Origin of the sequence: Amycolatopsis sp. NBC_00345 (genome assembly GCF_036116635.1) — a bacterium.
Classification (GTDB): Bacteria; Actinomycetota; Actinomycetes; order Mycobacteriales; family Pseudonocardiaceae; genus Amycolatopsis.
Map to the genome: position 1 here is coordinate 3,961,952 of NZ_CP107995.1, position 23,593 is coordinate 3,985,544.

General features: G+C 72.5%; 26 protein-coding genes. 9 read left to right on the forward strand and 17 right to left on the reverse strand.

All coding sequences use genetic code 11. The features are described from left to right. Nucleotides 1-5: 5 nt before the first annotated feature. The 4 genes from OG943_RS17385 to OG943_RS17400 form a co-directional block, all read right to left on the reverse strand. Nucleotides 6-275, reverse strand: coding sequence for a hypothetical protein (locus OG943_RS17385; RefSeq protein WP_328610820.1), 270 nt, complete (start codon nucleotides 273-275; stop codon nucleotides 6-8). Between the two features lie 332 nt (nucleotides 276-607). Beyond that, a complete protein-coding gene (locus OG943_RS17390) occupies nucleotides 608-2,107 on the reverse strand; it encodes an FAD-dependent oxidoreductase (protein ID WP_328610821.1) in 1,500 nt (499 codons plus the stop codon). A gap of 3 nt (nucleotides 2,108-2,110) precedes the next feature. Next, entirely contained in the window at nucleotides 2,111-3,028 is a 918-nt protein-coding gene (locus tag OG943_RS17395) for an AurF N-oxygenase family protein (RefSeq protein ID WP_328610822.1), read from the reverse strand. A 201-nt stretch (nucleotides 3,029-3,229) separates the two neighbouring features. Further along, nucleotides 3,230-3,664: a Fur family transcriptional regulator gene (locus tag OG943_RS17400; RefSeq protein WP_328610823.1), complete on the reverse strand. Its 435-nt coding sequence runs from the start codon at nucleotides 3,662-3,664 to the stop codon at nucleotides 3,230-3,232. A 216-nt stretch (nucleotides 3,665-3,880) separates the two neighbouring features. Here OG943_RS17400 and OG943_RS48375 point away from each other — a divergent pair, with 216 nt between their 5' ends. Together OG943_RS48375 and OG943_RS17405 are read left to right on the forward strand one after the other, a co-directional pair. Next, a complete protein-coding gene (locus OG943_RS48375; RefSeq protein WP_442874733.1) occupies nucleotides 3,881-4,117 on the forward strand; it encodes a DUF2180 family protein in 237 nt (78 codons plus the stop codon). Beyond that, entirely contained in the window at nucleotides 4,114-4,593 is a 480-nt protein-coding gene (locus OG943_RS17405; RefSeq protein ID WP_328610824.1) for a Dps family protein, read from the forward strand. Before OG943_RS48375 ends, OG943_RS17405 begins: the two co-directional genes overlap by 4 nt. A gap of 17 nt (nucleotides 4,594-4,610) precedes the next feature. Here OG943_RS17405 and OG943_RS17410 read toward each other — a convergent pair whose 3' ends face one another. Both OG943_RS17410 and OG943_RS17415 read right to left on the reverse strand, forming a co-directional pair. Then, a complete protein-coding gene (locus OG943_RS17410) occupies nucleotides 4,611-5,342 on the reverse strand; it encodes a GAF and ANTAR domain-containing protein (RefSeq protein ID WP_328610825.1) in 732 nt (243 codons plus the stop codon). Between the two features lie 236 nt (nucleotides 5,343-5,578). Next, complete coding sequence (locus OG943_RS17415; RefSeq protein ID WP_328610826.1) at nucleotides 5,579-6,523, reverse strand: alpha/beta hydrolase; 945 nt, start codon at nucleotides 6,521-6,523, stop codon at nucleotides 5,579-5,581. A gap of 151 nt (nucleotides 6,524-6,674) precedes the next feature. Here OG943_RS17415 and OG943_RS17420 point away from each other — a divergent pair, with 151 nt between their 5' ends. Next, a complete protein-coding gene (locus tag OG943_RS17420; protein WP_328610827.1) occupies nucleotides 6,675-7,541 on the forward strand; it encodes a helix-turn-helix domain-containing protein in 867 nt (288 codons plus the stop codon). Further along, nucleotides 7,538-8,245: an SDR family NAD(P)-dependent oxidoreductase gene (locus OG943_RS17425; RefSeq protein WP_328610828.1), complete on the forward strand. Its 708-nt coding sequence runs from the start codon at nucleotides 7,538-7,540 to the stop codon at nucleotides 8,243-8,245. The genes OG943_RS17420 and OG943_RS17425 overlap by 4 nt, the downstream gene beginning before the upstream one ends. Before the next feature lie 33 nt (nucleotides 8,246-8,278). On the opposite strand, the gene OG943_RS17430 is transcribed toward OG943_RS17425, so the two are convergent. The 4 genes from OG943_RS17430 to ligD form a co-directional block, all read right to left on the reverse strand. Then, a complete protein-coding gene (locus OG943_RS17430; protein ID WP_328610829.1) occupies nucleotides 8,279-9,130 on the reverse strand; it encodes an oxidoreductase in 852 nt (283 codons plus the stop codon). Between the two features lie 109 nt (nucleotides 9,131-9,239). Next, complete coding sequence (locus tag OG943_RS17435; protein WP_328610830.1) at nucleotides 9,240-10,115, reverse strand: helix-turn-helix transcriptional regulator; 876 nt, start codon at nucleotides 10,113-10,115, stop codon at nucleotides 9,240-9,242. 132 nt (nucleotides 10,116-10,247) lie between these two features. Beyond that, nucleotides 10,248-11,126, reverse strand: a complete 879-nt coding sequence (locus OG943_RS17440; protein WP_328610831.1) for a hypothetical protein — start codon at nucleotides 11,124-11,126, stop codon at nucleotides 10,248-10,250. Between the two features lie 68 nt (nucleotides 11,127-11,194). Continuing rightward, nucleotides 11,195-12,190 carry a non-homologous end-joining DNA ligase gene (gene ligD / locus OG943_RS17445; RefSeq protein WP_328610832.1) on the reverse strand — a complete coding sequence of 332 codons (996 nt, stop codon included), beginning with the start codon at nucleotides 12,188-12,190 and terminating at the stop codon, nucleotides 11,195-11,197. A 147-nt stretch (nucleotides 12,191-12,337) separates the two neighbouring features. On the opposite strand from ligD, the gene OG943_RS17450 reads away from it, so the two are divergent. Further along, entirely contained in the window at nucleotides 12,338-12,613 is a 276-nt protein-coding gene (locus OG943_RS17450; RefSeq protein ID WP_328610833.1) for an ANTAR domain-containing protein, read from the forward strand. On the opposite strand, the gene OG943_RS17455 is transcribed toward OG943_RS17450, so the two are convergent. Then, nucleotides 12,585-13,232, reverse strand: coding sequence for a CoA transferase subunit B (locus tag OG943_RS17455; protein WP_328610834.1), 648 nt, complete (start codon nucleotides 13,230-13,232; stop codon nucleotides 12,585-12,587). The two genes, OG943_RS17450 and OG943_RS17455, sit on opposite strands and share 29 nt — an antisense overlap. Nucleotides 13,233-13,234: 2 nt before the next feature. Continuing rightward, nucleotides 13,235-13,948: a CoA transferase subunit A gene (locus tag OG943_RS17460; RefSeq protein ID WP_328612086.1), complete on the reverse strand. Its 714-nt coding sequence runs from the start codon at nucleotides 13,946-13,948 to the stop codon at nucleotides 13,235-13,237. Between the two features lie 165 nt (nucleotides 13,949-14,113). On the opposite strand from OG943_RS17460, the gene OG943_RS17465 reads away from it, so the two are divergent. From OG943_RS17465 to OG943_RS17475, 4 genes are all read left to right on the forward strand, one after another. After that, complete coding sequence (locus OG943_RS17465) at nucleotides 14,114-14,896, forward strand: IclR family transcriptional regulator (protein WP_328610835.1); 783 nt, start codon at nucleotides 14,114-14,116, stop codon at nucleotides 14,894-14,896. A gap of 69 nt (nucleotides 14,897-14,965) precedes the next feature. Beyond that, complete coding sequence (locus OG943_RS48380) at nucleotides 14,966-15,259, forward strand: hypothetical protein (protein WP_442874734.1); 294 nt, start codon at nucleotides 14,966-14,968, stop codon at nucleotides 15,257-15,259. Next, complete coding sequence (gene acnA / locus OG943_RS17470; protein WP_442874735.1) at nucleotides 15,231-17,591, forward strand: aconitate hydratase AcnA; 2,361 nt, start codon at nucleotides 15,231-15,233, stop codon at nucleotides 17,589-17,591. Before OG943_RS48380 ends, acnA begins: the two co-directional genes overlap by 29 nt. A gap of 30 nt (nucleotides 17,592-17,621) precedes the next feature. Beyond that, complete coding sequence (locus OG943_RS17475) at nucleotides 17,622-19,904, forward strand: aminotransferase class III-fold pyridoxal phosphate-dependent enzyme (protein ID WP_328610836.1); 2,283 nt, start codon at nucleotides 17,622-17,624, stop codon at nucleotides 19,902-19,904. A 33-nt stretch (nucleotides 19,905-19,937) separates the two neighbouring features. On the opposite strand, the gene OG943_RS17480 is transcribed toward OG943_RS17475, so the two are convergent. From OG943_RS17480 to OG943_RS17500, 5 genes are all read right to left on the reverse strand, one after another. Next, a complete protein-coding gene (locus OG943_RS17480; RefSeq protein WP_328610837.1) occupies nucleotides 19,938-21,164 on the reverse strand; it encodes a cytochrome P450 in 1,227 nt (408 codons plus the stop codon). 55 nt (nucleotides 21,165-21,219) lie between these two features. After that, on the reverse strand, nucleotides 21,220-21,420 hold the full coding sequence (locus OG943_RS17485) for a ferredoxin (protein ID WP_328610838.1): 201 nt from the start codon (nucleotides 21,418-21,420) through the stop codon (nucleotides 21,220-21,222). A 37-nt stretch (nucleotides 21,421-21,457) separates the two neighbouring features. After that, a complete protein-coding gene (locus OG943_RS17490; RefSeq protein ID WP_442874736.1) occupies nucleotides 21,458-22,108 on the reverse strand; it encodes a TetR/AcrR family transcriptional regulator in 651 nt (216 codons plus the stop codon). Beyond that, entirely contained in the window at nucleotides 22,105-23,319 is a 1,215-nt protein-coding gene (locus tag OG943_RS17495; RefSeq protein WP_328610839.1) for a cytochrome P450, read from the reverse strand. Before OG943_RS17495 ends, OG943_RS17490 begins: the two co-directional genes overlap by 4 nt. Before the next feature lie 98 nt (nucleotides 23,320-23,417). Continuing rightward, nucleotides 23,418-23,591, reverse strand: coding sequence for a hypothetical protein (locus OG943_RS17500; protein ID WP_328610840.1), 174 nt, complete (start codon nucleotides 23,589-23,591; stop codon nucleotides 23,418-23,420). Nucleotides 23,592-23,593: the final 2 nt, after the last annotated feature.

Here is a 23,593-nt window from a genome sequence, read left to right on the forward strand (position 1 = left end):
GGGATTCACGCCGCCCAGACGGTGACGTCGAGGATCACGGCGTCCGCCGCGGTGTCGAGCAGGTGGAGGCGCAGCCCGGCGACGACCCCGTGGCCGAGGAAACACACGTCGCCACCGCCGGACGCGCTCACGTCGAGGACGTAACTGCTGGGCGCGGTGCCGTCTTGGCAGACCGACGGGGAGAGTTTGCTCGTCGCGGCCGAGAAGATCCCGGAGTCGGGCGGCGCGGTGTCCGCCGACAGCTTGCCCTGGCCGTCGTACCCGAGGTCGTACACCGCGGCCAGGCACTCCGCTTGTGGTTGGGGCGCGGGGCCGGCCTGCAGGGCGATGTCGGAGCCGTCGGGGAAGCGGCGGCAGACGGCGGCAAGGGCAGCGAAGTGTCACCGTTCCCGCCGCCGACCGGACCGGCCGGGGTGCTACCGCACGCGGCGAGCACCAGCGCCAGCAACGGCGCCGCGGCCAGTGCGACACGACGGCGGTTCACGACTGGTCCGGCCAGGACTGCTTTTCGGGGCTGCTCATACGGCGGTTCATACAGCGCAGTCGAACGGGTCCCCACCGCCGTTACCGCGAACGGACCAGGACGAACCCCATGGACGAACGCGTTTCAGGACCGCCGGCGCAGCCGCGACAGCAAACCCGGTGAACGGCGGGAGATCCGGCCGTCGACCGCGTCGGCCAGCAGGGTGGCGACCGTTTCGGCGGCGCAGGCCTTGTTCGCGCCGATACCACCGCTGGGGCCGCGCTTGATCCAGCCGACGACGTACGCGCCCGGCAGTCCTTCGACGCGGCCGGCGGAGTTCGGGATGGTGCCGGTGGCTTCGTCGAAAGGCAGGCCCGCCAACGGAATCCCGCGGTAGCCGACCGCGCGGACGACCTGCCCGGCGGCGATCTCCTCGGTTCCGGCAGCGGCGGTGACCCGGGTGCCGCGCACCTGCGCGTCACCGAGGATCTCCAGCGGCGCGGAGTGGAACCGGAGCACGATGCGACGCCGTCCGTGCGCGGGCGGCGCCGACCAGTCGACGGATTCCCGCGTGACGCCCTGGAGCAGGCTCGCCTTGTCGCCGGCCGTCGCGGCGTCGATGGCCTCGCCGGTACGCGGGTCGTGTGCGTCGACCACCAGCTCGACCTCGTCCTGCCCGGTCAGCGCGAGCAGCTCGGGCCGGGTGTACGCGGCGGCTTCCGGCCCGCGGCGCGCGAGCAGGACGACCTCCCGCACCTTGCTCGTCCGCAACCGCGCCAAGGCGGCCGGCGAGATCGAGGTGCCCGCCAGCGAGGCCGGGTCGGCGGTCAGGATCCTGGCCACGTCCAGCGCCACGTTTCCGTTGCCCACCACCAGGACCCGCTCGTCCGACAGGTCGAGCACGTCGGCCGCGACGTCGGGATGGCCGTTGTACCAGCGCACCACGGTGGTCGCGGCGACGCTGCCCGGCAGGTCCTCGCCGGGGATGCCGAGCGAGCGGGCGGCCGAGGCGCCGACCGCGTAGATCACCGCGTCGTGCCGCGCGGCCAGCTCCTCCGCGGTGACGTCCCGGCCCACCTCGACGCCCAGGCGCAGGCGCAGCCGCGGGTGGCTGTGGAAGCGCGCGAAGGTCTCGCCGATCTTCTTCGTCGACGGGTGGTCGGGCGCGACGCCGTAGCGCACGAGCCCGCCCGCGACCGGCAGGCGGTCGATCAGCGTGACCCGGGAATTGGTGTGCAGCAACAGGTCCTCGACCGCGTACATACCGGCCGGGCCGGTGCCGACCACCGCGACGTCCAGCGGCGCGAAGTCGCTCGGGATGCTGCGGCTGAACACCGGCGGGCCCCAGGCGTGGAAGTTCGGCGCCGGGTCGGCGGCCGCTTCACGGTCTTGCTCCGTGTAGTACGCGGCGTTGACCCCGGCGTAGGCCTTCAGCGGCGCGGTCAGGCTGTCCACCGGGAAGATCGCGTCGACCGGGCACGCGTCGGCGCACGCGCCGCAGTCGATGCAGGCGCGCGGGTCGACGTAGAGCATGTCGGTGGTGCCGAAGTCCGGCTCGTCCGGCGTCGGGTGGATGCAGTTGACCGGGCACACCGCGACGCACGAGGCGTCGTTGCAGCAGGTCTGCGTGATCGCGAAGGCCATGGCTCAGATCAGGTTCGCGCGCTGGTAGAACCAGGTTGCCGGCTTGGTGAGCAGCCCGGCCGAGCCGAGGAACTCCATCAGCCCGGCGCAGCTCGAGCGCATCATCGACTTGTGGTGCTCGTTCGCCTTCGCCAGGGGAATCGCGCGCTTGGCGTCCAGCCCGGCGTTGGCGTAAACGCCCCGGTTCACCATGCTGCCCACGATCACGTACGAGGCGATGGCCACCACCAGCGCGTTGAACTGGCGCCGAAGCCGGCCCGCCCCCTTCAGCCGCTCCCGGGTCTCCTCCCGGGCGAACTTCATGTGCCGCGACTCCTCGACGACGTGGATGTTGTTGATCGTGCGCACGAACGGCGCCACACGCTCGTCCCGCATCCAGTCCCGCTGCATCACGTCGAGGACCTCTTCGGCGACCAGGATCGCCGCGTACGCCGCTTCACCGACGGCGACGGCCTTGAACACGCGACCGGCCTCGACCACCAGCCGGCGCGGGCGGTACGCGGGCGCCCGCAGCTTCTCGGCGCCGCGCGCGAACATGATGGAGTGACGGCATTCGTCGGCGATCTCCGTGAGCGCCCACTGGAACGCGGGGTCGGTCGGGTCCTTCGCGTAGAAGTCCCGCAGGATCATCTGCTGCAGGATCATCTCGAACCAGATCCCGGTGCTCGCCACCGACGCCGCCTCCTGGCGGGTCAGCTCGCGCCGCTGCTCCTCGGCCATCTCGGCCCAGTAGGAGGTGCCGTACAGGGTGCTCCACTCGGGGCTCGCGCCGTGGCAGCCCACGTCCAGCGGCGTCTCCCAGTCGACCTCGGTCGCCGGGTCGTAGGACAACGTCGCCGACGACTCCAGCAGCCGCCGCGCCACCTCCTCGCGGCCGGACGGCGGCTCGTCGGCTCGATGCTGGGTGTCGACGCTGGTCATGGCTGGCTCCCCTGACGACGTACTTCCTGTTACTCCGGTTTACTGTTACCTAAGGTAACACAAACCCGCCGAGGTTCAAGAGGGCCCGGGGCCACGGGGTGGACAGGGAGAGCGCCGGTTGCCGATCATCGCCACCGACACCCACCAGGGAGCGTCTGCTCAGGACGGTCCACTCAGGACAGTTTGATCAGGACAGTTTGATCAAGACGCTGCCGCGCACTCCGCGCATACGCCCCACCACGTCACTTCGGCCTCCTCTACCCGGAAACCCGGTGCTTCAAGGGGGTCGAGGCACGGCGCGGCACCGACCGCGCACGGCACGTCCTGCATCCGGCCGCACACCCGGCAGACCAGGTGGTGGTGGTTGTCGTGCGTCTCCAGCTCGAACCGCGCGGGTGAGCCCGCCGGCTCCACCGACCGCAGCAGCCCGGCTGTGACGAGGTCTTCCAGCACGTTGTAGAGCCCTTGGCGCGACAGGCCGGCGCCGGCCCGCATGCCCTCGCCCCGGTCGTCCAGCGAGGCCGCGATCTCGGCCGCCGTCAGGTGCGGCCGCCGTCCAGTGGCCTCCAGCACCGCACGGCGGTGAGGGGTGTTGCGCAGTCCCCTCTCACGAAGCCGCGCACCGAAGTCCTCCATGTCCGCGAGGATACCGCCAGACTTGACTCAGTCAAAGGTGATGAGGAACGGCTCACACCCGGCCGAGCGCCACGACCGTCCCGTCATGCTTCTGACCAGCGCAAACACTCTGCTCGGCAGCCAGTCTTGAGTCATTATGAGAATTGACTAAGTCAAGTCTAGGGACTAGAAAGTTCCTCGTACCCAGCGCCACTTCACCGAGAGAGGAGCACCCGCGTGATCTGTCTCGACTGCGCCCGGCAGGACGAGGACCGGGCCGCCATCGGCTGCTGTGTCCACTGTGGAGCGGGCACCTGCCTGGCGCACGCGGCCGTGGAGCCGATCCCGCCCCAGAGCCCCGGTGTGCTGGTGCCGAGCCGGACCCGGCGCCGGGTCGAATGCCGCCTGTGCGGCGGTCCCCGGGCCGTGCCCGGGGTGAAAACCGGAAGAACCCTCGAGAGGAGCAGGACATGACCAAGACCCAGACCGCCACCACCGGTTTCGTCGCGTCGGCGGGGTTGAGCGACGCGCTGCAGCAGGTGCTCGTCGACCTCATCGCGGTGCAGCTGCAGGCGAAGAACGCCCACTGGAACGTCACGGGCGCGGGCTTCCGCAGCGTCCATCTCCTGCTGGACGAGGTCGTGGACGCCGTGAGCGGGTTCGCCGACGACGTCGCGGAGCGGATGCGCGCGCTGCACGCCACCCCGGACGGCCGCCCCGGCACCGTCGACGCCACCCGGCAGATCGGCGACCTGCCCGCGGGCGAGCAGCGGGTGCCCACGGTGCTCACCACGATGACCGAGCTGCTGGTCAACGCCGTCGAAGGCGTTCGCACCGTGCACGACGCCGTGGACGCCGAGGACCCCACCACGGCGGACCTGCTGCACACCGTGATCCAGGGGCTCGAGGAGAAGGCCTGGATGCTGCGCTCGGAGAACGAGGAGCACTGACCGCCGCCCCGGGCGGGCTAGCCGGACAGCTCTTCCGGGGTCTGCCGCCCTTCGATCACGGACCGCGCGACGGCGCCGAGTTCGACGCCACGGCTGCGCGCATAACGCCGCAGGATCGCGAACGCAGTGGTCACGTCGACGCCGAGCCGTTCGGCAAGGAAACCCTTCGCCTGCTCCACGACCACCCGGCTGCTGAGCGTTTCCTGCAGCTGCGCCGCCAGCGTCTCCTTGCGGCTGATGGAACGCTGCTGCAGTAGCCCGATCGTGGCGACGCCGGCGATGGTGCGCGCGATCCGGAGCCGGTCCGCCGGCAGCGGGCCGCCACGGGCGTGGAACAGGCAGAGCGCCCCGATGACGTCGCCGCGCAGTCGCATCGGCACGGCGTCGATTGCGGTGAACCGGGCCTCCGCCGCCGCGGTCGCGAACACCGGCCACCGCGTCCCCGTCCGCGCCAATCGGGGGACGCTGACGGTGGTTCCGGTGCGGAAAGCCGTGACGCACGGGCCTTCCCCGGAGCGCAGCTGGAGCATTTCCAGCCGACGCACCCGCTCGTCGGTGCCCACGATCAGCGGCGGCCACCCGGGTTCTCCGGGCAGCAGCACGCTGGCGGCGTCGACGTCGAGGATCTCGACGCACCGGTCCACCAGTTGCCGGAGGAAACCGGCGACCTCGAAGCCGTCGGCGAGGGTGTCCGCGATCCCGGCGACGGCTTCGAGCAGCCGGCCGCCGGGCGAGCCTGATTCCGTCAAAGGTCACGCCGTCCTTCACGAGGCGAAAAACCAGCGTTATCAACAAAACCGGGAAATCCGGCCGACCGGCACCGCCGAATGACGCAGACCCCGATCCGGCACCCGGAAGACCCCGTTCCCGGCGCGTTTCTTCGCCCGTTCCGGAATTGCCGGCGCCGGTTTCCGAAAAGCGCGGCGGATCGCCCCTCATCCCGGCCCGATACGCAGCCGCCCGCCCGATCCGCCGCGGATGCCGATCACCGGGCCGGGACGCCCACGAGGCTGTCCTGGAAGAACCCGGTCAGCTTCGTGACCGCGGGCGAGACGTACTCGTCCTTGTCGTAGAGGTCGACGTGGCTGGCGCCGTCGATCCGGAACAGCTCCTTCGGCGCCCCCGCCCGGGCCAGTGCGGCGGTGCTCATCGGCGCCGTGACCGCCTCGCTCCCGACGACCATCAGGACCGGGCGCGGCGCGATCAGCCCGATGAACCGGAAGGCGTCGAACTGCGCGATGCGGTCCACGCTGGACCAGGGCATGGCCTTCACCGAACGGGGGTGCTGCGCGCGGTCCGTGCAGTAGTACTCCCAGCCCTCGAACACGTGCTGCCCGCCCGCGCGGGCCTGCTCCTCGGACTCCGGGAAGATCGGGAACGCCGTCATCCCCTCCCCGCGGGCTTCGGCGGTGCGGGCTTCGGCCGCGGCGTCGAGCAGGCCCTGGAGGACCGCGGGGTCCTGCGTTCCGTCGGCACCGTCGCGGAACTGGGCGCCGATGTCGGCGGCGCTGACCGTCGCGACCGCCTTGATCCGGTGGTCGGTCGCCGCGGCGGGAACGGCGTAACCACCGGAGGCGCAGACGCCGAGCACGCCGATGCGGGCGGCGTCGACCTCGTCGCGCACGCTGAGGAACGACACCGCGGCCTTGATGTCCTCGATCCGGTGCGCGGGGTCTTCGAGCCCTCGCGGGGTTCCTTCGCTCTCGCCCTGGAAGGCGGCGTCGAACGCGAGCGTGACAAAACCCGCGCGGGACAGGCGTTCGGCGTACAGGCCGGACGCCTGCTCCTTGACGCCGCCGCCCGGGTGCCCGACGACGATCGCGGCGCGGGGCTCGGACGCCCTGTTGTCCCCGGAGTGGGCGCCGTCCGGGGTATAGAGGTGGCCGGCGAGCCGGAGGCCGGCGCTGTCGAAGGTGACTTCGGTCTTCACGTGCGCTCCCGAAAGGCTGGGGAATTCGGTCCCCACCAGCCTGCGGCGCGCGCGAACCGGGGGTAAGGACGAGTTCGTTCCGGGGGAATCCCCTGCCGGGGAAGAAACCTTCCCACCCAGCCACCCGCCTTCCCGCCGTACGATCACGGTCGTGAGCAGTGACCCGGGACCGGCGTCCGAGCTGGGCGAGTTCCTCAAGGCGCGCCGGGCTGCGTTGCGCCCGCGCGACGTCGGGCTGGACGGCACCGGCTCGCCGCGCCGGGTTCCCGGCCTGCGCCGCGAAGAGGTGGCCCAGCTGGCCGCCATGAGCGTGGACTACTACACCCGGCTGGAGCAGGGCCGGCTGCCCGCGTCCGCGGCCATCATCGCCGTGCTGGCCAAGGCCCTGCGGCTGGACGAGGACCAGCAGGCCTACGCCTACCAGCTGGCCGGGAAGACCCCGGCGGCCCCGCGCCGGCCGCGCGCGCAGCGGGTCACCCCGGCGATGCGGCGGCTGCTCGACCAGCTCGCCGGGACGCCGGCCATGGTGCTCGGCCGCCGGATGGACGTGCTCGCCTGGAACAGCGGCGCCGCCGCGCTGTACACCGACTTCGCCCGGTACCCGGAGCAGCACCGCAACTACGTGTGGCTCCTGTTCACCGACCCGGCCGTGCGGGCCCTGCACGCCGACTGGGAGCGCGCCGCCCGCACCGCCACCGCCACGTTGCGGATGGAGGCCGCCCGGCACCCCGGCGACCCGCGGCTGGCCACGCTCGTCGGCGAGCTTTCGGTGCGGGACGAGGACTTCCGGACCTGGTGGGCCGAGCACCGGGTGACCAGCACCGGCAACGGCACCAAGCACTACCGGCACCCGATCGCCGGCGAGCTGATCCTGGACTGCGACACTTGGGTCAGCCCCGAGGACGAGGACCAGCGCATCCTCATCCTCACCGCGGAGCCGGGAACGCCGTCGTACGACGGGCTGCGCTTCCTCGCCTCCTGGGCCGCCGAAGCGCCGACTCCCGGGAGAACTCCTTGACGACAGCAGTGGTGACCGGCGCGGCGAGCGGGATCGGGCGGGCACTGGCCCGGGCGCTGCACGACCGGGGCGCCGAGCTGATCCTGGCCGACATCGACGACGCCGCCCTCACCACGACCGCGGACGCGCTGGGCGCCCGCGCGGTCCCGGCCGACGTCTCGGACCCGTCCGCGATGACCGCGCTGGCCTCGGCAGCCGGCGAAGCCCGTCTGATCTGCCTCAACGCGGGTGTGGTGGGGCCGTCGCTGAGCGCACCGTGGGAGGTCCCGGCGGCGGAGTGGGACCGGGTGTTCGCGATCAACGTCGCGGGGGTGGTCAACGGGCTCCGCGCCTTCGTGCCCGGTCTGCTCGCCTCCGGTGAGCCGGCGCACGTGCTGGTCACGGCGTCGCTGGCCGGGCTCGCGGTGTTCCCCGGCGGTGGTGCGTACGGCCCGTCGAAGCACGCCGTCGCCGCCGTCGTCCAGCACGCGGCCATGGCGCTGGAAGGCACCGCGGTGCGGATCAGCATGATCTGCCCGGCCCTGGTCGCCACCGGGATGTCGGCCGAGGGAACCGACCCGGCCCTCGTCGCGGAAGAAGCCCTCCGCGCCGTGGACGACGGGGTGTTCGCCGTCGTCCCGGCGGAATGGCGCGGCGCCGTCGTGACCCAGGCGGAACGGCTCGCGGCCGGGCGGCCGCCGGTGCCGCCCGCGCCGGTGGGCTGAGCGGCTTCCCGGCGGCCCGCGGTCTGCCCGGTGTCAGGCGACGGTCACTCCGCCTTCGGTGGCGTCGGTGGAGCGGCTGAGTTCCGCCCAGGCGTCGAAGTCGTCCTGGACGCGTTGGCGCCCGGCGGTGACCAGGCGTAGCGCGTCCGAGCCGAGCAGGAGGTGCACGGGAGGCTTCTCCGCGTCCAGGATGGTGAGGATGGCGCCGGCCGCGCGATCGGGGTCGCCGATGCCCTGGCCCGCGAGGGCCCGGCGGCGGGTCCGGATCGGGTCGAACAGCGCGTCGTAGTCGGCGATGCCGCGTGGTGCGCGGACCAGTGACCGGCCGGCCCAGTCGGTTTTGAACGCGCCGGGAGCCACGGCGGTGACCCGCACGCCGAACTGGCCGACCTCTTGGGCGAGGGTGTCGGTGATGCCTTCCAGTGCGTGTTTGCTGCCTTCGTAGAACGCCAGTCCGGGGAAGGTGGTGTGCCCGCCCATCGAGGTGATGACGAAGATGTGGCCGCCGCGCCGTTCACGCATGCCGGGCAGCACCGCTTTCACGGTCGCCACCGTGCCGAACACGTTGACCTCGAACTGGCGGCGCAGATCGGCCATCGACGACTCTTCGAAGGTGCCTTCGAGCCCGTAGCCGGCGTTGGCCACGAGCACTTCGATCGGGCCCAGTTCCGCTTCGGCGGCCCGCACCGCAGGGTCGATCCGGTCCGCGTCGGACAGGTCGAGGACGAAGGCCCGGGCGCGATCGGGGTCCAGTGCCTCGAAGGCGGCCGCGTGCTGCTCGGAGCGCACGGTGCCCGCGACCCGGTGCCCGGCCGCCAGTGCTCGCCGGGCGATGGCCAGCCCGAGGCCGGTGCTGACGCCGGTGATCAGGAATGTCTTGCTCACTAGGGGTGTCCTCTCGTGGATGAGTGCCGGTGCGTGGGCACGGCGGCATCGGCCCCGCGGGTATGGCGGGGCCGGGTCTGGGTGGTGGTTTGCCCGGTGCGGGCGGTGGTCAGGACCCGGCGGCGGTGTCCCGGGCGGTCGCGGTGGCGGGTTCGCTGCCCCAGCTGGCCAGCAGTCGCAGGCGCTCCTGAGACGGCGAGCCGGACGGCGCGCTGTAGACGACGAGCGACTGGCCCGGGTCGGCGACCGCGGTGAAGATCTCGTACTGCAGTTCCAGGTCACCGGCGACCGGGTGGTGGAGGCGTTTGAGGCCGGTGCTGCGTTCCTGGACGCGGTGTTCCGACCACCACGCCGGGAACTCGGGCGAGCGCATCATCAGCTCGCCGATCAGGCCGGCGATGCGCTGGTTTCGCGGCTGGGCGGCGGCGGCCAGCCGCAACCCGTGCACGTAGTCGCGGGCGACGCGTTCCCAGTCGCACCACACCAGGCGGGCACGCGGGTCCAGCAGCGTCCAGCGCGCCATGCTGCGTTCCCGGCGCGGCAGCCCGGCCACATCGGGAAACAGCAACGCCCACAACGTGTTCCCGCCGACGACAGTGAGGTTCCGGTCGCTGACGAAAGCGGAAGCCAGCTCCATCGACTCCAGCACCTGCCGCAGCGCCGGTCGTAGCCGTGACGAATGCCCGGCCCGGTCCTCGTGCCCGGCGGTGGCGCCCGCGAGGGCGAACAGATGCCGCCGCTCGATGTCATCGAACCCCAGCGCGTCGCCGAGGGCATGCAGTACCTGTTCGGACGGCTGCCGGGCGCGGCCTTGTTCCAGCCGGGTGTAGTACTCGGTGCTCACCCCGGCCAGCTGCGCGACCTCACCGCGCCGCAGGCCGGCGACCCGGCGACCGCCGCCGAACTCGACCGGCAGGCCGATCTCCTCCGGTTTGAGCCCGGCCCGGCGGGCCCGCAGGAAGTCGCCCAAGTCGTTCTTGCCCATGCCCTGAGTCTGCTCCGCACCCCGCCGGCCGCCAAGGGCATAGCTGGCCCTGCCAGTACTACGCACCAGGTCGTGCGCGGCCGCGAGACTCGGTGAACTCGACGATTCAGCACCGCAGTACCCCGGCCGGCATCAGGCCATCCAGTCGCCGATCCGGTCCCACCACCGGTTGAGCTGGCGTTCGGCCATCCGGCGGGCGCTCAGATCTCCCGCGCACGCGGCGACCTCACGCATGAGCGCGATCTCGCCCGCCTCGTCGAGCCGGTGGCCGATCCGCCGGATCGCGACAGCGTTGGCCAGCGCCGCCTCCGGCGCCTCGTCCGAGGACACCAGGCGGTCCAGGTAGTTCTTGTCGCGCCGAAGGTTGCGCTGCCGTTCGTCCAGGGCGTCGTACTCGCGGTCGGCGGCAGCACAGAGCTCGACCAGACGCGACGCCGTGCCGAAGACATCGAGCGAGGTGTCCTCGTGCTCCGCGGCCGGCCCGGCTTCGAGGGCCGCCAGCCGATCAGGCGGGCAAGTGCGCCGCAGCAGGACGAGGGCGCTCCGGGTTTGCTCTGCCGTGAAACCCGACGCCACGAGACCGCGGGACAGCACGATGTTCAGCACCATCCGCAGTCCGGCGTCCGACAGCCGCCAGACGGTTGCCGCCGCGTCCTGCGCCACCTCGCGATCCAGGAGCAGGTCCGCGACGCGGTCAGGGACCAGCGCGGAATTGGTCACGAGGTGCGGTGAACGCAGGCACTCACCACGCACGGCGGAATCCGGGTGGTGCAGCAGCACGTAGCACCACATCGCCCGCATGAGGTCGTCGTCGCCGTTCACGTACTCGGCGAAGCCGTCGTCACCCGGGCGGACCGGCGGCATGGGCCGTTGCGCCAGGAACGCCTCGACATCGGGGTGGGCGGGCACTCTGACCGGTCCGCAGTCGTAGAGCTGACACGTCCACGAGCCGTCGAGCACGAGTTCGGCCGGCCGGCGGCCGTCGCCCGTCCTCTTACGCCAGAAGAACATTCGTATCGCCTCCGGCCGCCAAGGTAACGCGTGCCGCCGGCTCGGCCACCGTGGCCGGCAGGTTCAGGTCACGGCGATGAAGGAACCAAAGCCTCGTCCGGACGGCGGTCCGGCCGCCAGCCGCGCCAGGCGGTGTGGCGCAGGCGGCGCTCGCCGGGGGTGAACTGGCGGTAGACGACCTCGCCGACCAGGTTCGGCGTCACCCAGCGGGCGCCGCGGGCGCGGTCGCGCGGGACTTCGTTCGAGAACGGGCTTGTCTTGCGCTCCAACGGAGTCAGCTTCGCCTGGAGGTCGGCGAGGGTGTCCTGGGTGAAGCCGGTGCCGACGTCGCCGATGTAGAGCAGGTCGCCGGTGTCGCGGGCGTGCGCGCCGAGCAGCAGCGCGCCGATGGTGCCCTCGCGGTTGCCCTGGCCGGGACGCCAGCCGCCGACAACCACCTCCAGCGTCCGGACCAGCGGGTGCTTCAGCCAGTCCGGGCTGCGCCGGCCAGGGTGGTACTTCGACCGCCGGTCCTTGGCCACCAGCCCTTCGAGCCCGCGCTCCGCCGCGACATCCAGCAGGTCCCGCGGGCCGGTGCCGTCCGCCGCCAGGTCGGTGTGGGCGTAGGACGGCGTGATCGCGATCAGCCGGCGGTCCGGCGGTTCGAGGCCCTCGAGCACCTTCCGCCGCTCGTCGTAGGTCTCGCCGAGCAGCTTCTCGGTGCCGAGCTGCAGGACGTCGAAGGCGAAGTAGGCGACCGTGCGGCCGCTGGTGTCGTGGTTCTGCAGCAGCCCGAAGTCCGGCCGGCCGCGTTCGTCCAGCGCGACGATCTCCCCGTCCAGCACCGCGGGCCGGCCGCCGAGCGCGTCGCCGAAAGCGCCGGCCAGCTCGGGATAACGCGGGGTGAAGTCGATGCGGTTGCGGCTGGTGAGCACCGTGGTGCCGTCCGGCGCGACCCGCATGACGGCCCGGTAGCCGTCCCACTTCCACTCGTAGGCGTACTTCGGGTCGTCCGGCAGGCGGCCCCGGTCGGGGGTGGCCAGCATCGGCTCGATGCCGTCCGGCACCCGGTCACCACCGGCCATCGCGGGCTCCTTCCGCCGTCCCCACCGTAGATCGGACGGCCGTACCGCGCTTCCGCACGTGAAGGCTCCCGCGAATGGCCCAGCTTCACCTCGCGTGGTCATGGGTATTACGCAGGCGGACCCGTGTACAGACGAAGGAGCCGCGCCATGGAGCTGGCCGAAGCCACCGCCGTCGGACCACCTGCCGAACCGCGCACGGACTCGGTGATCGAGCAGGCCAGAGGCATCCTGATGGCCCGGCGCGACTGCACCGCCGCCGGTGCGCTCGCCGTCCTCCAGACCGCCGCGCACGACAGCGGCGCCACGGTCCACGCCGTCGCCGGAGCCCTCGTCGACGAGGTCGAGGCCCGCGCCCGGCACCGCCTGGACGACCTCGGCGCCGGGCTGGCCGGGGTCAGCCGCGCGCGGACTCCGGGATCGTGATCGGGGCGCCGGTCTTCTCCCGCACCTCGTCCGCCGAGACGCCGGGGGCGAGGTCCACCAGGCGCAGACCGTCCGGGGTGACGTCGAGGACGGCGAGGTCGGTGATGATCCGGTCGACCACCCCGGCCCCGGTCAGCGGCAGCGTGCAGGACCCGACGATCTTCGGGCTGCCGTCCTTGGCCACGTGATCGGTGAGCACGACGATCCGCTTTGTGCCCGCGACCAGGTCCATCGCGCCGCCCATGCCCTTGACCAGCGCGCCGGGCACGGTCCAGTTGGCGAGGTCGCCGTTGGCCGCGACCTGCAGCGCGCCGAGGACGGCGACGTCGACGTGGCCGCCGCGGATCATCGCGAACGACGTGGCGGAGTCGAAGAAGCTGCCGCCCGGCAGCACGGTGACCGTCTGCTTGCCGGCGTTGATCAGGTCCGCGTCCTCCTCGCCCTCGAACGGGAACGGGCCGAGGCCGAGGATGCCGTTCTCGCTCTGCAGGGTGACCCGGACGCCGTCCGGCAGGTGGTTGGCGACCAGGGTCGGGATCCCGATGCCCAGGTTGACGTAGTCGCCGTCGCGCAGCTCGCGCGCGGCGACGGCCGCCATCTCGTCACGGCTCCAGCCCATCGTCACGCCTCCGTTCCGGCGACGGGGCGCGGGCGCACCGTCAGCTTCTCGATCTCCTTGGCCCGGGCGCGGGCCGCCACCAGCCGGTTGACGTAGACGCCGGGGGTGATCACCAGGTCCGGGCCGACGTACTCGCCCTCGTCGAGCAGCACCTCCGTCTCGACCACGGTGACCTTGCCGCAGGTGGCGACGAGCGGGTTGAAGTTGCGCGCCGCGTACCGGTAGACGAGGTTGCCCGCGCGGTCCGCGGTGTGGGCGTGCACCAGCGCGACGTCGGCGATGATCGCGCGCTCCAGCACGTGGACCCGGCCGTCGAACTCCTCGTGCGGCTTGCCCTCGGCGACCGGCGTGCCCACGCCGGTGCGGGTGTAGAACGCCGCGACCCCGGCGCCGCCGGCGCGCATCCGCTCGGCGAGCGTGCCCTGCGGCGCGAACTCGACCTCCACCTCGCCGTCGAGGTACTGGCGCGCGAACAGCTTGTTCTCCCCCACGTAGGACGCGATCACCTTGCGCACCTGGTGGTTCTCCAGCAGCAGCCCGAGGCCGATGCCGTCCACGCCCATGTTGTTCGAGACGACCGTCAGGTCCCGCACGCCGGAGTCGCGGACCGCCTCGATCAGGTCGGACGGGATGCCGCACAGGCCGAAGCCGCCGACCGCCAGGGTGATGCCGTCCCGCAGCGCGCCGGCCAGCGCGTCGCGGGCGTCGTCGAACATTTGGGGCACGTTGTCTCCTTCAGGCGTCCACTGACCGGTCAACAGATCCGAGTCAAGTCCGCCCCAGCCGGGAGTTCAAGCTGGGGAAACGGTCTCGGGTCCATCTTTTCGGCAGGCGGACGCGAAATTCGCAGGTGTTCACTGAGTGGACATAGGATCCAGCGTATGTCTTCTCCCCACCGGCCGCCCCCGCACCTGATCGGCCGGGCGGCGGCCGTGCTGCGCGCGCTCTCGACCGGCGCGGACGCCGGCGTTTCGACCTCCGACGTCGCGCGGGCCACCGGCCTCGCCCGGCCCACCGCCCACCGGCTGCTCGTGGCGCTGCTCGACGAGGGCTTCGCCGACCGGGACCGCCGCAGCGGCCGCTGGCACCTGGGCCCGGAGCTGTACCTGCTCGGCGAGGCGGCCGCGGCGCGCTACGACGTGACGCAGCGCGCGCGGGAGAGCGTGCACCGGCTCGCCGCGGCCACCGGCGAGAGCGCGTTCTTCTCCGCCCGCCGCGGCGACGAAACGGTCTGCCTGCTGCGCGAGGACGGCGATTTCCCGATCCGCTCCTTCGTGCTCTACGAGGGCGCGCGGTTCCCGCTCGGCGTGGTCTCGGCGGGGCTCGTCGTGCTGGCCCTGCTCCCGGAGCGCGAGGTCGACGCTTACCTGGGCGGCACGGACCTCACCGCGCGCTGGGGCCCCGGGCACTCGGCCGACGCCGTGCGCGGCCGGATCGCCCAGACCCGCGAGCTGGGCTACGCCGTCAACCCCGGTCTGGTCGTCGAGGGCAGCTGGGGCATGGCCGCGGCGGTTTTCGACCCGGGCGGCGAACCGGCCTGGGCGCTGACGCTCACCGGCGTCGAGTCCCGCTTCCGCGCGGACCGGCGCCCGCAGCTGGGCGAACTGCTGCTGAAGGAGGCCCACGCGCTGACCACGACCCTGCGCCACGAGCCCCGGTCCTGACTCCTCGCCGCGTTCTGACGTGAAAACTTCAGGACTTGTCATTTCTGTCGTTTCCACTACATTGAGGCCGTGAACAGCTACGGCAGCCTCGCCCGGCTCGACCTGGCGGGCGAGACCTTCCTGGTGCACCGGCTGGACGCCGTGCCCGGCTCGGAACACTTGCCGCTGAGCCACAAGATCCTGCTGGAGAACCTGCTGCGCCACGAGGACGGGCGCACGGTGACGGCCGGGCAGATCGCCTCGCTCGTGCGCGGCCGCGTGGCCGGGGTGACCGACGTCCGTCGTCGGATTCTCGCCGTCACGCGTGTTTCTCCACGACACCAACGGAGTCCCGGTGCTGACGGACCTCGCCGCGCTGCGTGACGCCGTCGCGGAGGCGGGCGGCGACCCGGCCTCGGTGCGCCCGCGCATCCCCAGCCACCTGACCGTCGACCACTCCATCGCGACCGAGGTGTCCGGCCGCCCGGATGCCTTGCGCCGCAACGTCGAGATCGAGTACACGCGCAACGCGGAGCGGTTCCGCTTCCTCAAATGGGGCGAGCGGCTCGACGGCCTGCGCGTCGTCCCGCCCGGCACCGGGATCATGCACCAGGTCAACCTCGAGTACCTCGCCAGCGTGGTCGAGCGCCGCGACGGCTGGGCCTTCCCGGACACCTGCGCGGGCACCGACTCGCACACCACGATGGTGAACGCGCTGGGCGTGCTGGCCTGGGGCGTCGGCGGGGTCGAGGCGGAGGTCGCGCTGCTCGGGCAGCCGCTGAGCCTGGTCGTCCCGCCGGTCGTCGGCGTCGAGCTGACCGGCGCGCCCGGCCCCGGCGTCACCGCGACCGACCTGGTGCTCACCATCGCGGAAACGCTGCGGGCGCACGGAGTCGTCGGCAAGTTCGTCGAGTTCACCGGCCCGGCGGTGGCACGGCTCCCCCTCGCTCACCGCGCCACCATTTCCAACATGTGCCCGGAATTCGGCGCCACCGCGGCGATGTTCCCGATCGACGACGCGACGCTGGACTACCTGCGGCTCACCGGCCGCACACCTGAGCACGTGACCGCGGTCGAGACGTACGCCAAGGAGCAGGGACTCTGGCCCGAACCCGGCGTCAGCCTCAGCTACGACGAGCGGGTGCGGATCGACCTCTCCGCCGTCACCGCCTCGCTCGCCGGGCCGTCGCGGCCGCAGGACCGGGTCGCGCTCGCCGCCGTGCCGTCGAACGCCGCGGCGGCGATCTCCCGGATCGGGTCCACTTCGGACAGTACAGATGGCGCAGCCGAGATCCGCGACGGCGCGGTCGTCATCGCCGCGATCACCTCGTGCACCAACACCGCCAACCCGCACGTGATGGTCGCCGCCGGCCTGCTCGCGCGCAACGCCCGCGCCCGGGGCCTGACCACCAAGCCCTGGGTGAAGACGAGCCTCGCGCCGGGCTCGAAGACCGTCACCGAGTACCTGCGGCTGGCCGGGCTGGCCGAACCGCTCGACCAGCTCGGCTTCCAGCTGGTCGGCTACGGCTGCATGACCTGCATCGGCAACTCCGGGCCGCTGCTGCCCGACGTCGCCGCCGCCGTCGCCGAACGCGGTGTGGTCGCCGCGTCCGTGCTGTCGGGCAACCGGAACTTCGACGGCCGGATCAACAACGACGTCTCGCTCAACTACCTCGCCTCCCCGCCCCTGGTCGTCGCCTACGCGCTCGCCGGGTCGATCCGGCCCGACCTGACCACCGAGCCGCTCGGCACCGGCGCGGACGGCGAGCCGGTGTTCCTCGCCGACCTCTGGCCGGACGACGCGGAGGTCAACGCCGTCGTCGACGCCCGCCTCACCCCCGGGCTGTTCCGCGAGGCCTACGCGGACGTCTTCCGTGGTGACGAACGCTGGGCCGCCGTGCCCGCGGCCGGCGGCGACCGGTTCGACTGGCCGGCCGGATCGACCTACCTGCGCCGGCCGCCGTTCCTCGACGCCGTCGCGGAACCGGCGACCCCGCCTGGTGATCTCGCCGACGCCCGCGCCCTCCTGCTGCTCGGCGATTCGGTGACGACCGACCACATCAGCCCGGCCGGGCGCATCCCGGCCACGAGCTGCGCGGGCCGGTACCTGAACGGCCTCGGCGAGGCCGACCTGAACACCTACGCCTCCCGCCGCGGCAACTTCGAGGTGATGGTGCGCGGCGGTTTCGCCAACCCACGCTTGGAAAACCGGCTCGCGCCCGGGGAGCCCGGGACGCCCGACTTCACCCGCGACGGCCTCGTCGTCCCGGTGTACGAAGCCGCGCAGTCCTACGCCGCCGCCGGCACTCCCCTGCTGGTCATCGCGGGCCAGGAGTACGGGACCGGATCGTCGCGCGACTGGGCGGCCAAGGCCACCGCGCTGCTGAAGGTCAAGGCCGTGCTGGCCCGGTCGTTCGAGCGGATCCACCGGTCCAACCTGGTCCAGCTGGGCGTGCTGCCACTGCAGTTCGCCGACGGGCAGAGCGCCGAAACGCTCGGGCTGGACGGCACCGAGACGTTCGACCTGCTCGGTCTCGCCGAGGCTGTGGCCGATCCGGCGGCGCCGGTCACGGTCCGGGTCCGGCCGGTGGGGGCGCCTGCGTTCGAGTGCGATGTCCGCGCGCGGCTGGACACCCCGCAGGAGGCCCGGTATTACGCAGACGGCGGCGTGCTTCCCTACGTCGCCCGCCGGCTCCTGCGCGGCGAGCGTGGCTGAGGCGAACACCATCGGAAAGGATGCCCACGCATGAGCACCGCCCCCGAACCGGCGTCCGGCATCTTCACCGAGCCGGCCCCGGTTTTCTCTCCTGGGAGCCTGCGCGCCGCGCTCCGCGAGCACTGGCGGCTGGCCGGACCGGCGCTGAAGCCGCTCGACAGCGAACGCGACCTGAACGTGCTCGTCGACGGCCGGTTCGTGCTGAAGCTGTCCAACCCCGCCGAGCGCGCCGACGTGGTCGACATGGAGGTCCGCGCGCTGGACCACGTGCACGCCGTGGACCCCGGGCTGCCCGTGCCCGGTTCCGTCGCGACCAGGACCGGCGACGCGGTCACGCGGCTGGCCGACGACGCCGGCCGTGACTGCCTGGCCCGGCTGATCACCCTGCTGCCCGGCCGACCGCTCGAAGGCAAGCCGGTGGACGGCGGCCTCGCGGCGCAGGTCGGCGCGGCCGCGGCCCGGATATCTGTGGCGCTGCAAGGGTTCTTCCATCCCGCGGCGGGCCGCACCCTGATGTGGGACGTCCGGCGGACCCCCGAGGTGGTGGCCACGTCCGGGATCGGCACCGGCCGCCTGGGCGAGCTGGCCGCGCGGGTGTCACCGGCGCTCGACGCGACGGCCGCGCTGCCGTCCGGCGTCCAGCACGCCGACGTCACGCTCACCAACGTGCTGGCCGAGGCGGGCACCGTCACCGGCGTGATCGACTTCGGCGACATGCACCACACGGCCGCCGTCGCCGACCTGGCCGCCACGCTGGCCTCGGTACTGCGCCAGGCCGGGGAAACCTCGCTCTGGCCCCGGACCGAGGCCGTGCTCCGCGGTTACCAGCGGCACCGCGCGCTGGGCCCGGCCGAGGTCGCGGTGCTCGGCGAGCTGGTGATCGCCCGGCTGCTCACCACGCTGGCGGTGTCCGCGGCCCGGCGCGGGCCGCACCAGGACAACGCGCGCTACATCACGCAGTACGACCAGTCCAGCGAGCGGATGCTGAACCTGCTGGGCGCACTAACCCCGGACGAGCTGAGCGAACGGCTGGCGCGCCTGGCCGGGACCCGAGACCTCGCCGCCGCCGTCCCGGCCCACGAGCTGCCGGCCCGGCGCGCCGCGGCGATGGGCGGCGGGCTGTCCCCGCTCTTCTACCGGCGGCCGCTCGAACTGGTCCGCGGTGAGGGCGCCTGGCTGTACGCGCGCGATGGCACCCGGTACCTGGACGCGTACAACAACGTGGCCGTGGTCGGGCACGCCCATCCCGCCGTCACCCGGGCCGTCGGCGGGCAGCTGGCGGAGCTGAACACCCACTCGCGGTACCTGCACGGCGGCATCGTCGGCCTCGCCGAGCGGATCCTCGCGACCATGCCGCCGGGGCTGGACACCTGCCTGTTCACCACCTCGGGCACCGAGGCCAACGAACTCGCCTGGCGGCTGGCCACCGAGTACACCGGCGGCGACGCGGCGATCGTCGCCGAGCACGCGTACCACGGCTCGTCGAAGTGGATGGCGGACCTCAGCCCCAACGAGTGGCCGGCGGGCCACCGTCCGGACCGGGTGGCGACCTTCGCCGCACCCCGCGGCGCCGGAACCGTTGCCGCGCAACGAATCGCCACCGCGGCCGCGACCCTGCGCGACGCGGGCGGGCGCCCGGCACTGGTGCTCGCCGACTCGCAGTTCACCTCGGAGGGCATCCTCGACCCGCCGGCCGGGTTCGCCGCCGGGCTGGCCGACGGCGCCCACGCGGCCGGCGCGCTGTACCTGGCGGACGAGGTCCAGTCCGGGTACGGGCGCAGCGGCCCGCAGCTGTGGCGCTTCCGGCTCGCCGGGATCACCCCGGACCTGGTGACGCTGGGCAAGCCGATGGGCGCGGGCTACCCGATCGGCGCCGTGGTCACCCGGCGCGAAATCGCCGACACGCTGGCCCGCCGGTACGAGTACTTCTCCACCTTCGCCGCGACGCCGGCCGCCGCGGCCGCGGGCCACGCCGTCCTCGACGTGCTGGAGCTGACCGGCCTGCCGGCGCAAGCGGTCGAGACCGGCGCCCACCTGCGCCGGAGCCTGCGAGAGCTGGCCGAGGGCACGCCCGTACTCGGCGAGGTCCGCGGCACCGGGCTGCTCGCGGGTGTCGACGTGCTCCCCGGCGACGGGTCGACCTCGCGCGAGGTAGCCCGGTTCCTGCTCGACGGCCTGGTCGCCCGAGGCGTCCTCGCCGGCCTCACCGGACCTGGCGGCGACGTGCTGAAGGTGCGGCCGCCACTGGTCTGGGAGACCGGGCACGCCGACGAGTTCGTCCAGCGGCTTCACGAAGCCCTGCCACAGCAATGAAACCCGCTCCGTCCACAAAAGACGGCCCATTGCTCACCAGGTAACAGGCAGCTCGTACACCCCATACACCGATCCGTCATGCTTGAACGGGATGTCGGCAAGATCCCCGGCCAGCGCCAGCGTCGGGATGCGGCGGTAGAGCGTGCTGTACACGATCTGCAGCTCCAGCCGCGCGAGCTGCTGGCCGAGGCACTGGTGCACGCCGAAGCCGAACGCCACGTGGCGGTGGGCGTCGCGGGTGATGTCGAGGCGGTCCGGGTCGGGGAAGACGCTCGTGTCGCGGTTGGCGATGTCGTTGGCCAGGATCAGGCCCTCGCCGGCGCGCACGACCTCGCCGGCGATCTCGATGTCCTCGACCGCCACGCGCCGCCGCCCGTTGTGCGTGATGTTCAGGTAGCGCAACAGTTCCTCGGTGGCAGAGGCGACCAGCGCGGGATCGTCCGACTCGCGCAGCAGCGCCAGCTGGTCCGGGTGCTCCAGCAGCGCGAGCGTGCCGAGCGCGATCATGTTCGCGGTGGTCTCGTGGCCCGCGATGAGCAGCAGCACGCCCATCTGCGCCGCCTCGGCGCGAGTCAGCTCCCCCGCGGTGACCCGGGCGGCCAGCCCGGACAGCAGGTCGTCGGCGGGGTGGGCCTCCTTGTCGGCCACGAGCCGGTCGAGGTAACCGGTGAGCGCCTGGTGGCCCGCCATCCGCTCCTCGATGGTGGCGTCGCGCCGGATGATCACCTTGCTGTTGTCCTGGAAGAAATCGTGGTCGCCGTACGGGACCCCGAGCAGCTCGCAGATCACCAGCGAGGGCACCGGCAGCGCGAAGGCGTCGACCAGGTCCACCGGCCGGGGGCCGGCGAGCAGCCCGTCGATCAGGTCGTCGACGATCTTCTGGATGGCGGGGCGCATCGCCCCGACCCGCCGCATCGAGAACGGCGCGGTCACCATGCGGCGCAACCGGTTGTGCTCCGGGTCGTCCATCAGGATGAAGCTGATCCGGGAACCGCCGCCGCCCTTGGGCAACGGCGAGGGGCTCGGGTAGCCGGGCGTGTCGATGTCCGCGCTGACCCGCGGGTCGGACAGCAGCGCCCGCTGCTCGGCGTAGCGGGTCACCAGCCACGGGGTGCTGCCGTCCCAGAGGCGGACCCGCGTGAGCGCGGCCTCCTCCTGCTTGGCCCGCGCGGCGGGCGGCGGGTCGAACGGGCAGCCCGCCGCCCGCGTCATCGGGAAGTCCGGCACCTCGGCCGGGTTCGTCTCGACCGTACTGGTCATCGTGCGCTCCCAAGGGTGTTCGCGGTGAGGCCGTCGTGGACGGTGACGGGACGGGTCACGCGGTTTCGGCGACGGTGATCGCCGCCGCCGGGCAGACGTTCGCGGCCTCGCGGACCGTGGCGTGCAGCCCGGCGGCCGGCGACGCGTCGAGCAGGACCACGATGCCGTCGTCCTCCCGCTGGTCGAACACGTCCGGGGCGAGCAGCACACACGTGCCCGCGCCGCAGCACCGGTCTTCGTCGACGCTGATCTTCATTTTTGGTCCTCTCCTTCGGTTCTCCGCCGCCACGCCGTCACGGGCGGCCGCTGACCGGGGCCAGCCACAGGCCGGCCAGCGCGTTGATCAGGCCGGTGCCGGCGTCTTCCCAGCCACTGCGCGGGGTCGGGCCGCCTTCGGCGAGCGCGCGCTCGCGCTCGGCCCACATGTGCACCATCAGCTGGCGGGCCATGTCGGCGCGCTCGGCCCGCACCTCCGGCGGCAGGCCGGGCAGGCATTCGTTCAGGCCGCGCAGGATCCGCTGGATCGAGGGCACGCCGAGGGCCTCTTCGACCATGATCACGCGCAACGCCGGGTCGGTCATCACCTGCGCGCCGAACCGCGCGAACCAGGTCGGCGCCGGCAGCGTGGCCAGGTGGCCGGTGACCGGGCGCACCAGGCAGGCCACCCAGTCGCGGGCGGCGGCCGACTCGTCCAGCGCGTCGACCATCCGGACTCGCAGCACGTCGATCGGCCCGGCGTGCTTGCGCGCGATCGCCCGCACCAGGTCGGCCTTGGTGCCGAAGTGGTACCCGACCGCGGCGTTGTTGCCCTGCCCGGCGGCCTCGCTGATCTGCCGGTTCGAAACCGCATACACGCCGTGCTCCGCGAACAGCCGCTCGGCGGTCTCCAGGATCAGCTCACGCGTGGACCCGGAGCTTTCCGCGACCTTCAGGCGCACGGTCACCACCGCACCGGCAGCTCGCGTAACCCGCCGACGGCCAGGCCCTCGACGCGGCGCAGCTCCTCGGCCGGCACGGCCAGCTCAAGGGTGGGCAGCTTGCGCAGCAACACTTCCAGCACCACCTGCAGCTCGGTGCGCGCCAGCGCCTGGCCGAGGCACGAGTGGGCGCCGGCGCCGAAAGCCAGGTGGGGGTTGGGCGTGCGGCCGAGGTCCATCTCGTCCGCGCCGCCGAACGCCCGCTCGTCCCGGTTGGCCGCGGCCATGCTGCACATCACGGTGGTGCCGCGCGGCAGCACCGTCCCGGCGACCTCGGCCGGCTCGCTGAGGTAACGCGGCATGCCGATGCCGGGATTGGCGTCGAAGCGCAGCACCTCCTCGACGGCCGAGCGCACCAGCGACGGGTCCGCGACCAGCCGCTCCCAGCGGCCGCGCTCGGCCAGCAGCAGGCCCATCATCTTGCCGATCATGTTCGCCGTGGTCTCGTGCCCGGCGACGAGCAGCGCCTGCCCGGTCATCACCAGCAGCACGTCCGGCAGCGGCTCGCCGTCCTCGTCGGTCACCGCGATCAGCCCGCTCAGCAGGTCTTCGCCCGGCTCCGCGCGCTTGGCCTCGAGGTGCGCGGCCAGGTAGGCGGCGAACTCGGCCTGCGCCGCGTCCGTCTCCGCCTGCGTGTACCGGGTGAGGTTGAGCAGGTGGTCGGACCAGTGCGCGAACCGGTCGCGGTCGGCGTCGGGCACGCCCAGCAGGTCGCAGATCACCCATACCGGCAACGGGAAACCGACGCGCGCCTTGAGATCCGCCGGGCCACCGGCCGTCACCATCTCGTCGACCAGCCGCTCGGTCATCGCCGTGATCCCCGGGCGCAGCGCGGCCATCCGCTTGGCGGTGAACCACTTCGTGATCATCCGGCGCCAGCGCTGGTGCCCCTCGCCGGTCTGCGGCAGCGTGTTGGCCATCTCGCTGTTGAACACCCCGCCGGACTCGGAGTCGGTGAGCCGCGCGGCGTCGTCGGCGTTGAGCAGCCGGCCGAACCGGGTGTCCGAAAGCACCTGCTTGACGTCGTCGTAACGGGTGAGCAGGGACGCCTCGTCCCCGCTGGGCAGCCGCACCCGGGCGATCGGGCGCTCCTGCCGCAGCCGCGTCCACACCACGGGCGGCTCCAGCGCCGACGGGCCCGGGATCGGATAGCTCAGCGCCTGCTCGGACTGCCCCACCGTGTGTCCCCCTCAGTACCGGCCTCGACTTCATGATCAGTCAACCGGGCCTGCGTTCTTAAGTCAAGCAGTTGACTTAATACGACGGTGGGCCTCGCCTACCGGGCTCCCCACTCGCCGATGATGCGCAGCGTCCGCGAACGGCGCGTCTTCCGGCGGATTAGCCCCAGCACCAAAACGAAGGCCAGGATTCCGGCGCCGCCGAGCAGCCACGGCCAGCCGGCCCACGGGGTGTGGCCGTAGACCGTGACGATTTCGCTCTCCCCGGTCACCC

Bases quoted from the DNA above. Each gene is read 5' to 3' on its own strand.
- OG943_RS17390 (WP_328610821.1), bottom strand. From the start codon at position 2,107: ATGGCCTTCGCGATCACGCAGACCTGCTGCAACGACGCCTCGTGCGTC.
- OG943_RS17395 (WP_328610822.1), bottom strand. From the start codon at position 3,028: ATGACCAGCGTCGACACCCAGCATCGAGCCGACGAGCCGCCGTCCGGC.
- OG943_RS17400 (WP_328610823.1), bottom strand. From the start codon at position 3,664: ATGGAGGACTTCGGTGCGCGGCTTCGTGAGAGGGGACTGCGCAACACC.
- OG943_RS17405 (WP_328610824.1), top strand. From the start codon at position 4,114: ATGACCAAGACCCAGACCGCCACCACCGGTTTCGTCGCGTCGGCGGGG.
- OG943_RS17435 (WP_328610830.1), bottom strand. From the start codon at position 10,115: ATGGGCAAGAACGACTTGGGCGACTTCCTGCGGGCCCGCCGGGCCGGG.
- OG943_RS17440 (WP_328610831.1), bottom strand. From the start codon at position 11,126: ATGTTCTTCTGGCGTAAGAGGACGGGCGACGGCCGCCGGCCGGCCGAA.
- ligD (WP_328610832.1), bottom strand. From the start codon at position 12,190: ATGGCCGGTGGTGACCGGGTGCCGGACGGCATCGAGCCGATGCTGGCC.
- OG943_RS17450 (WP_328610833.1), top strand. From the start codon at position 12,338: ATGGAGCTGGCCGAAGCCACCGCCGTCGGACCACCTGCCGAACCGCGC.
- OG943_RS17455 (WP_328610834.1), bottom strand. From the start codon at position 13,232: ATGGGCTGGAGCCGTGACGAGATGGCGGCCGTCGCCGCGCGCGAGCTG.
- OG943_RS17460 (WP_328612086.1), bottom strand. From the start codon at position 13,948: ATGTTCGACGACGCCCGCGACGCGCTGGCCGGCGCGCTGCGGGACGGC.
- OG943_RS17465 (WP_328610835.1), top strand. From the start codon at position 14,114: ATGTCTTCTCCCCACCGGCCGCCCCCGCACCTGATCGGCCGGGCGGCG.
- OG943_RS17475 (WP_328610836.1), top strand. From the start codon at position 17,622: ATGAGCACCGCCCCCGAACCGGCGTCCGGCATCTTCACCGAGCCGGCC.
- OG943_RS17480 (WP_328610837.1), bottom strand. From the start codon at position 21,164: ATGACCAGTACGGTCGAGACGAACCCGGCCGAGGTGCCGGACTTCCCG.
- OG943_RS17485 (WP_328610838.1), bottom strand. From the start codon at position 21,420: ATGAAGATCAGCGTCGACGAAGACCGGTGCTGCGGCGCGGGCACGTGT.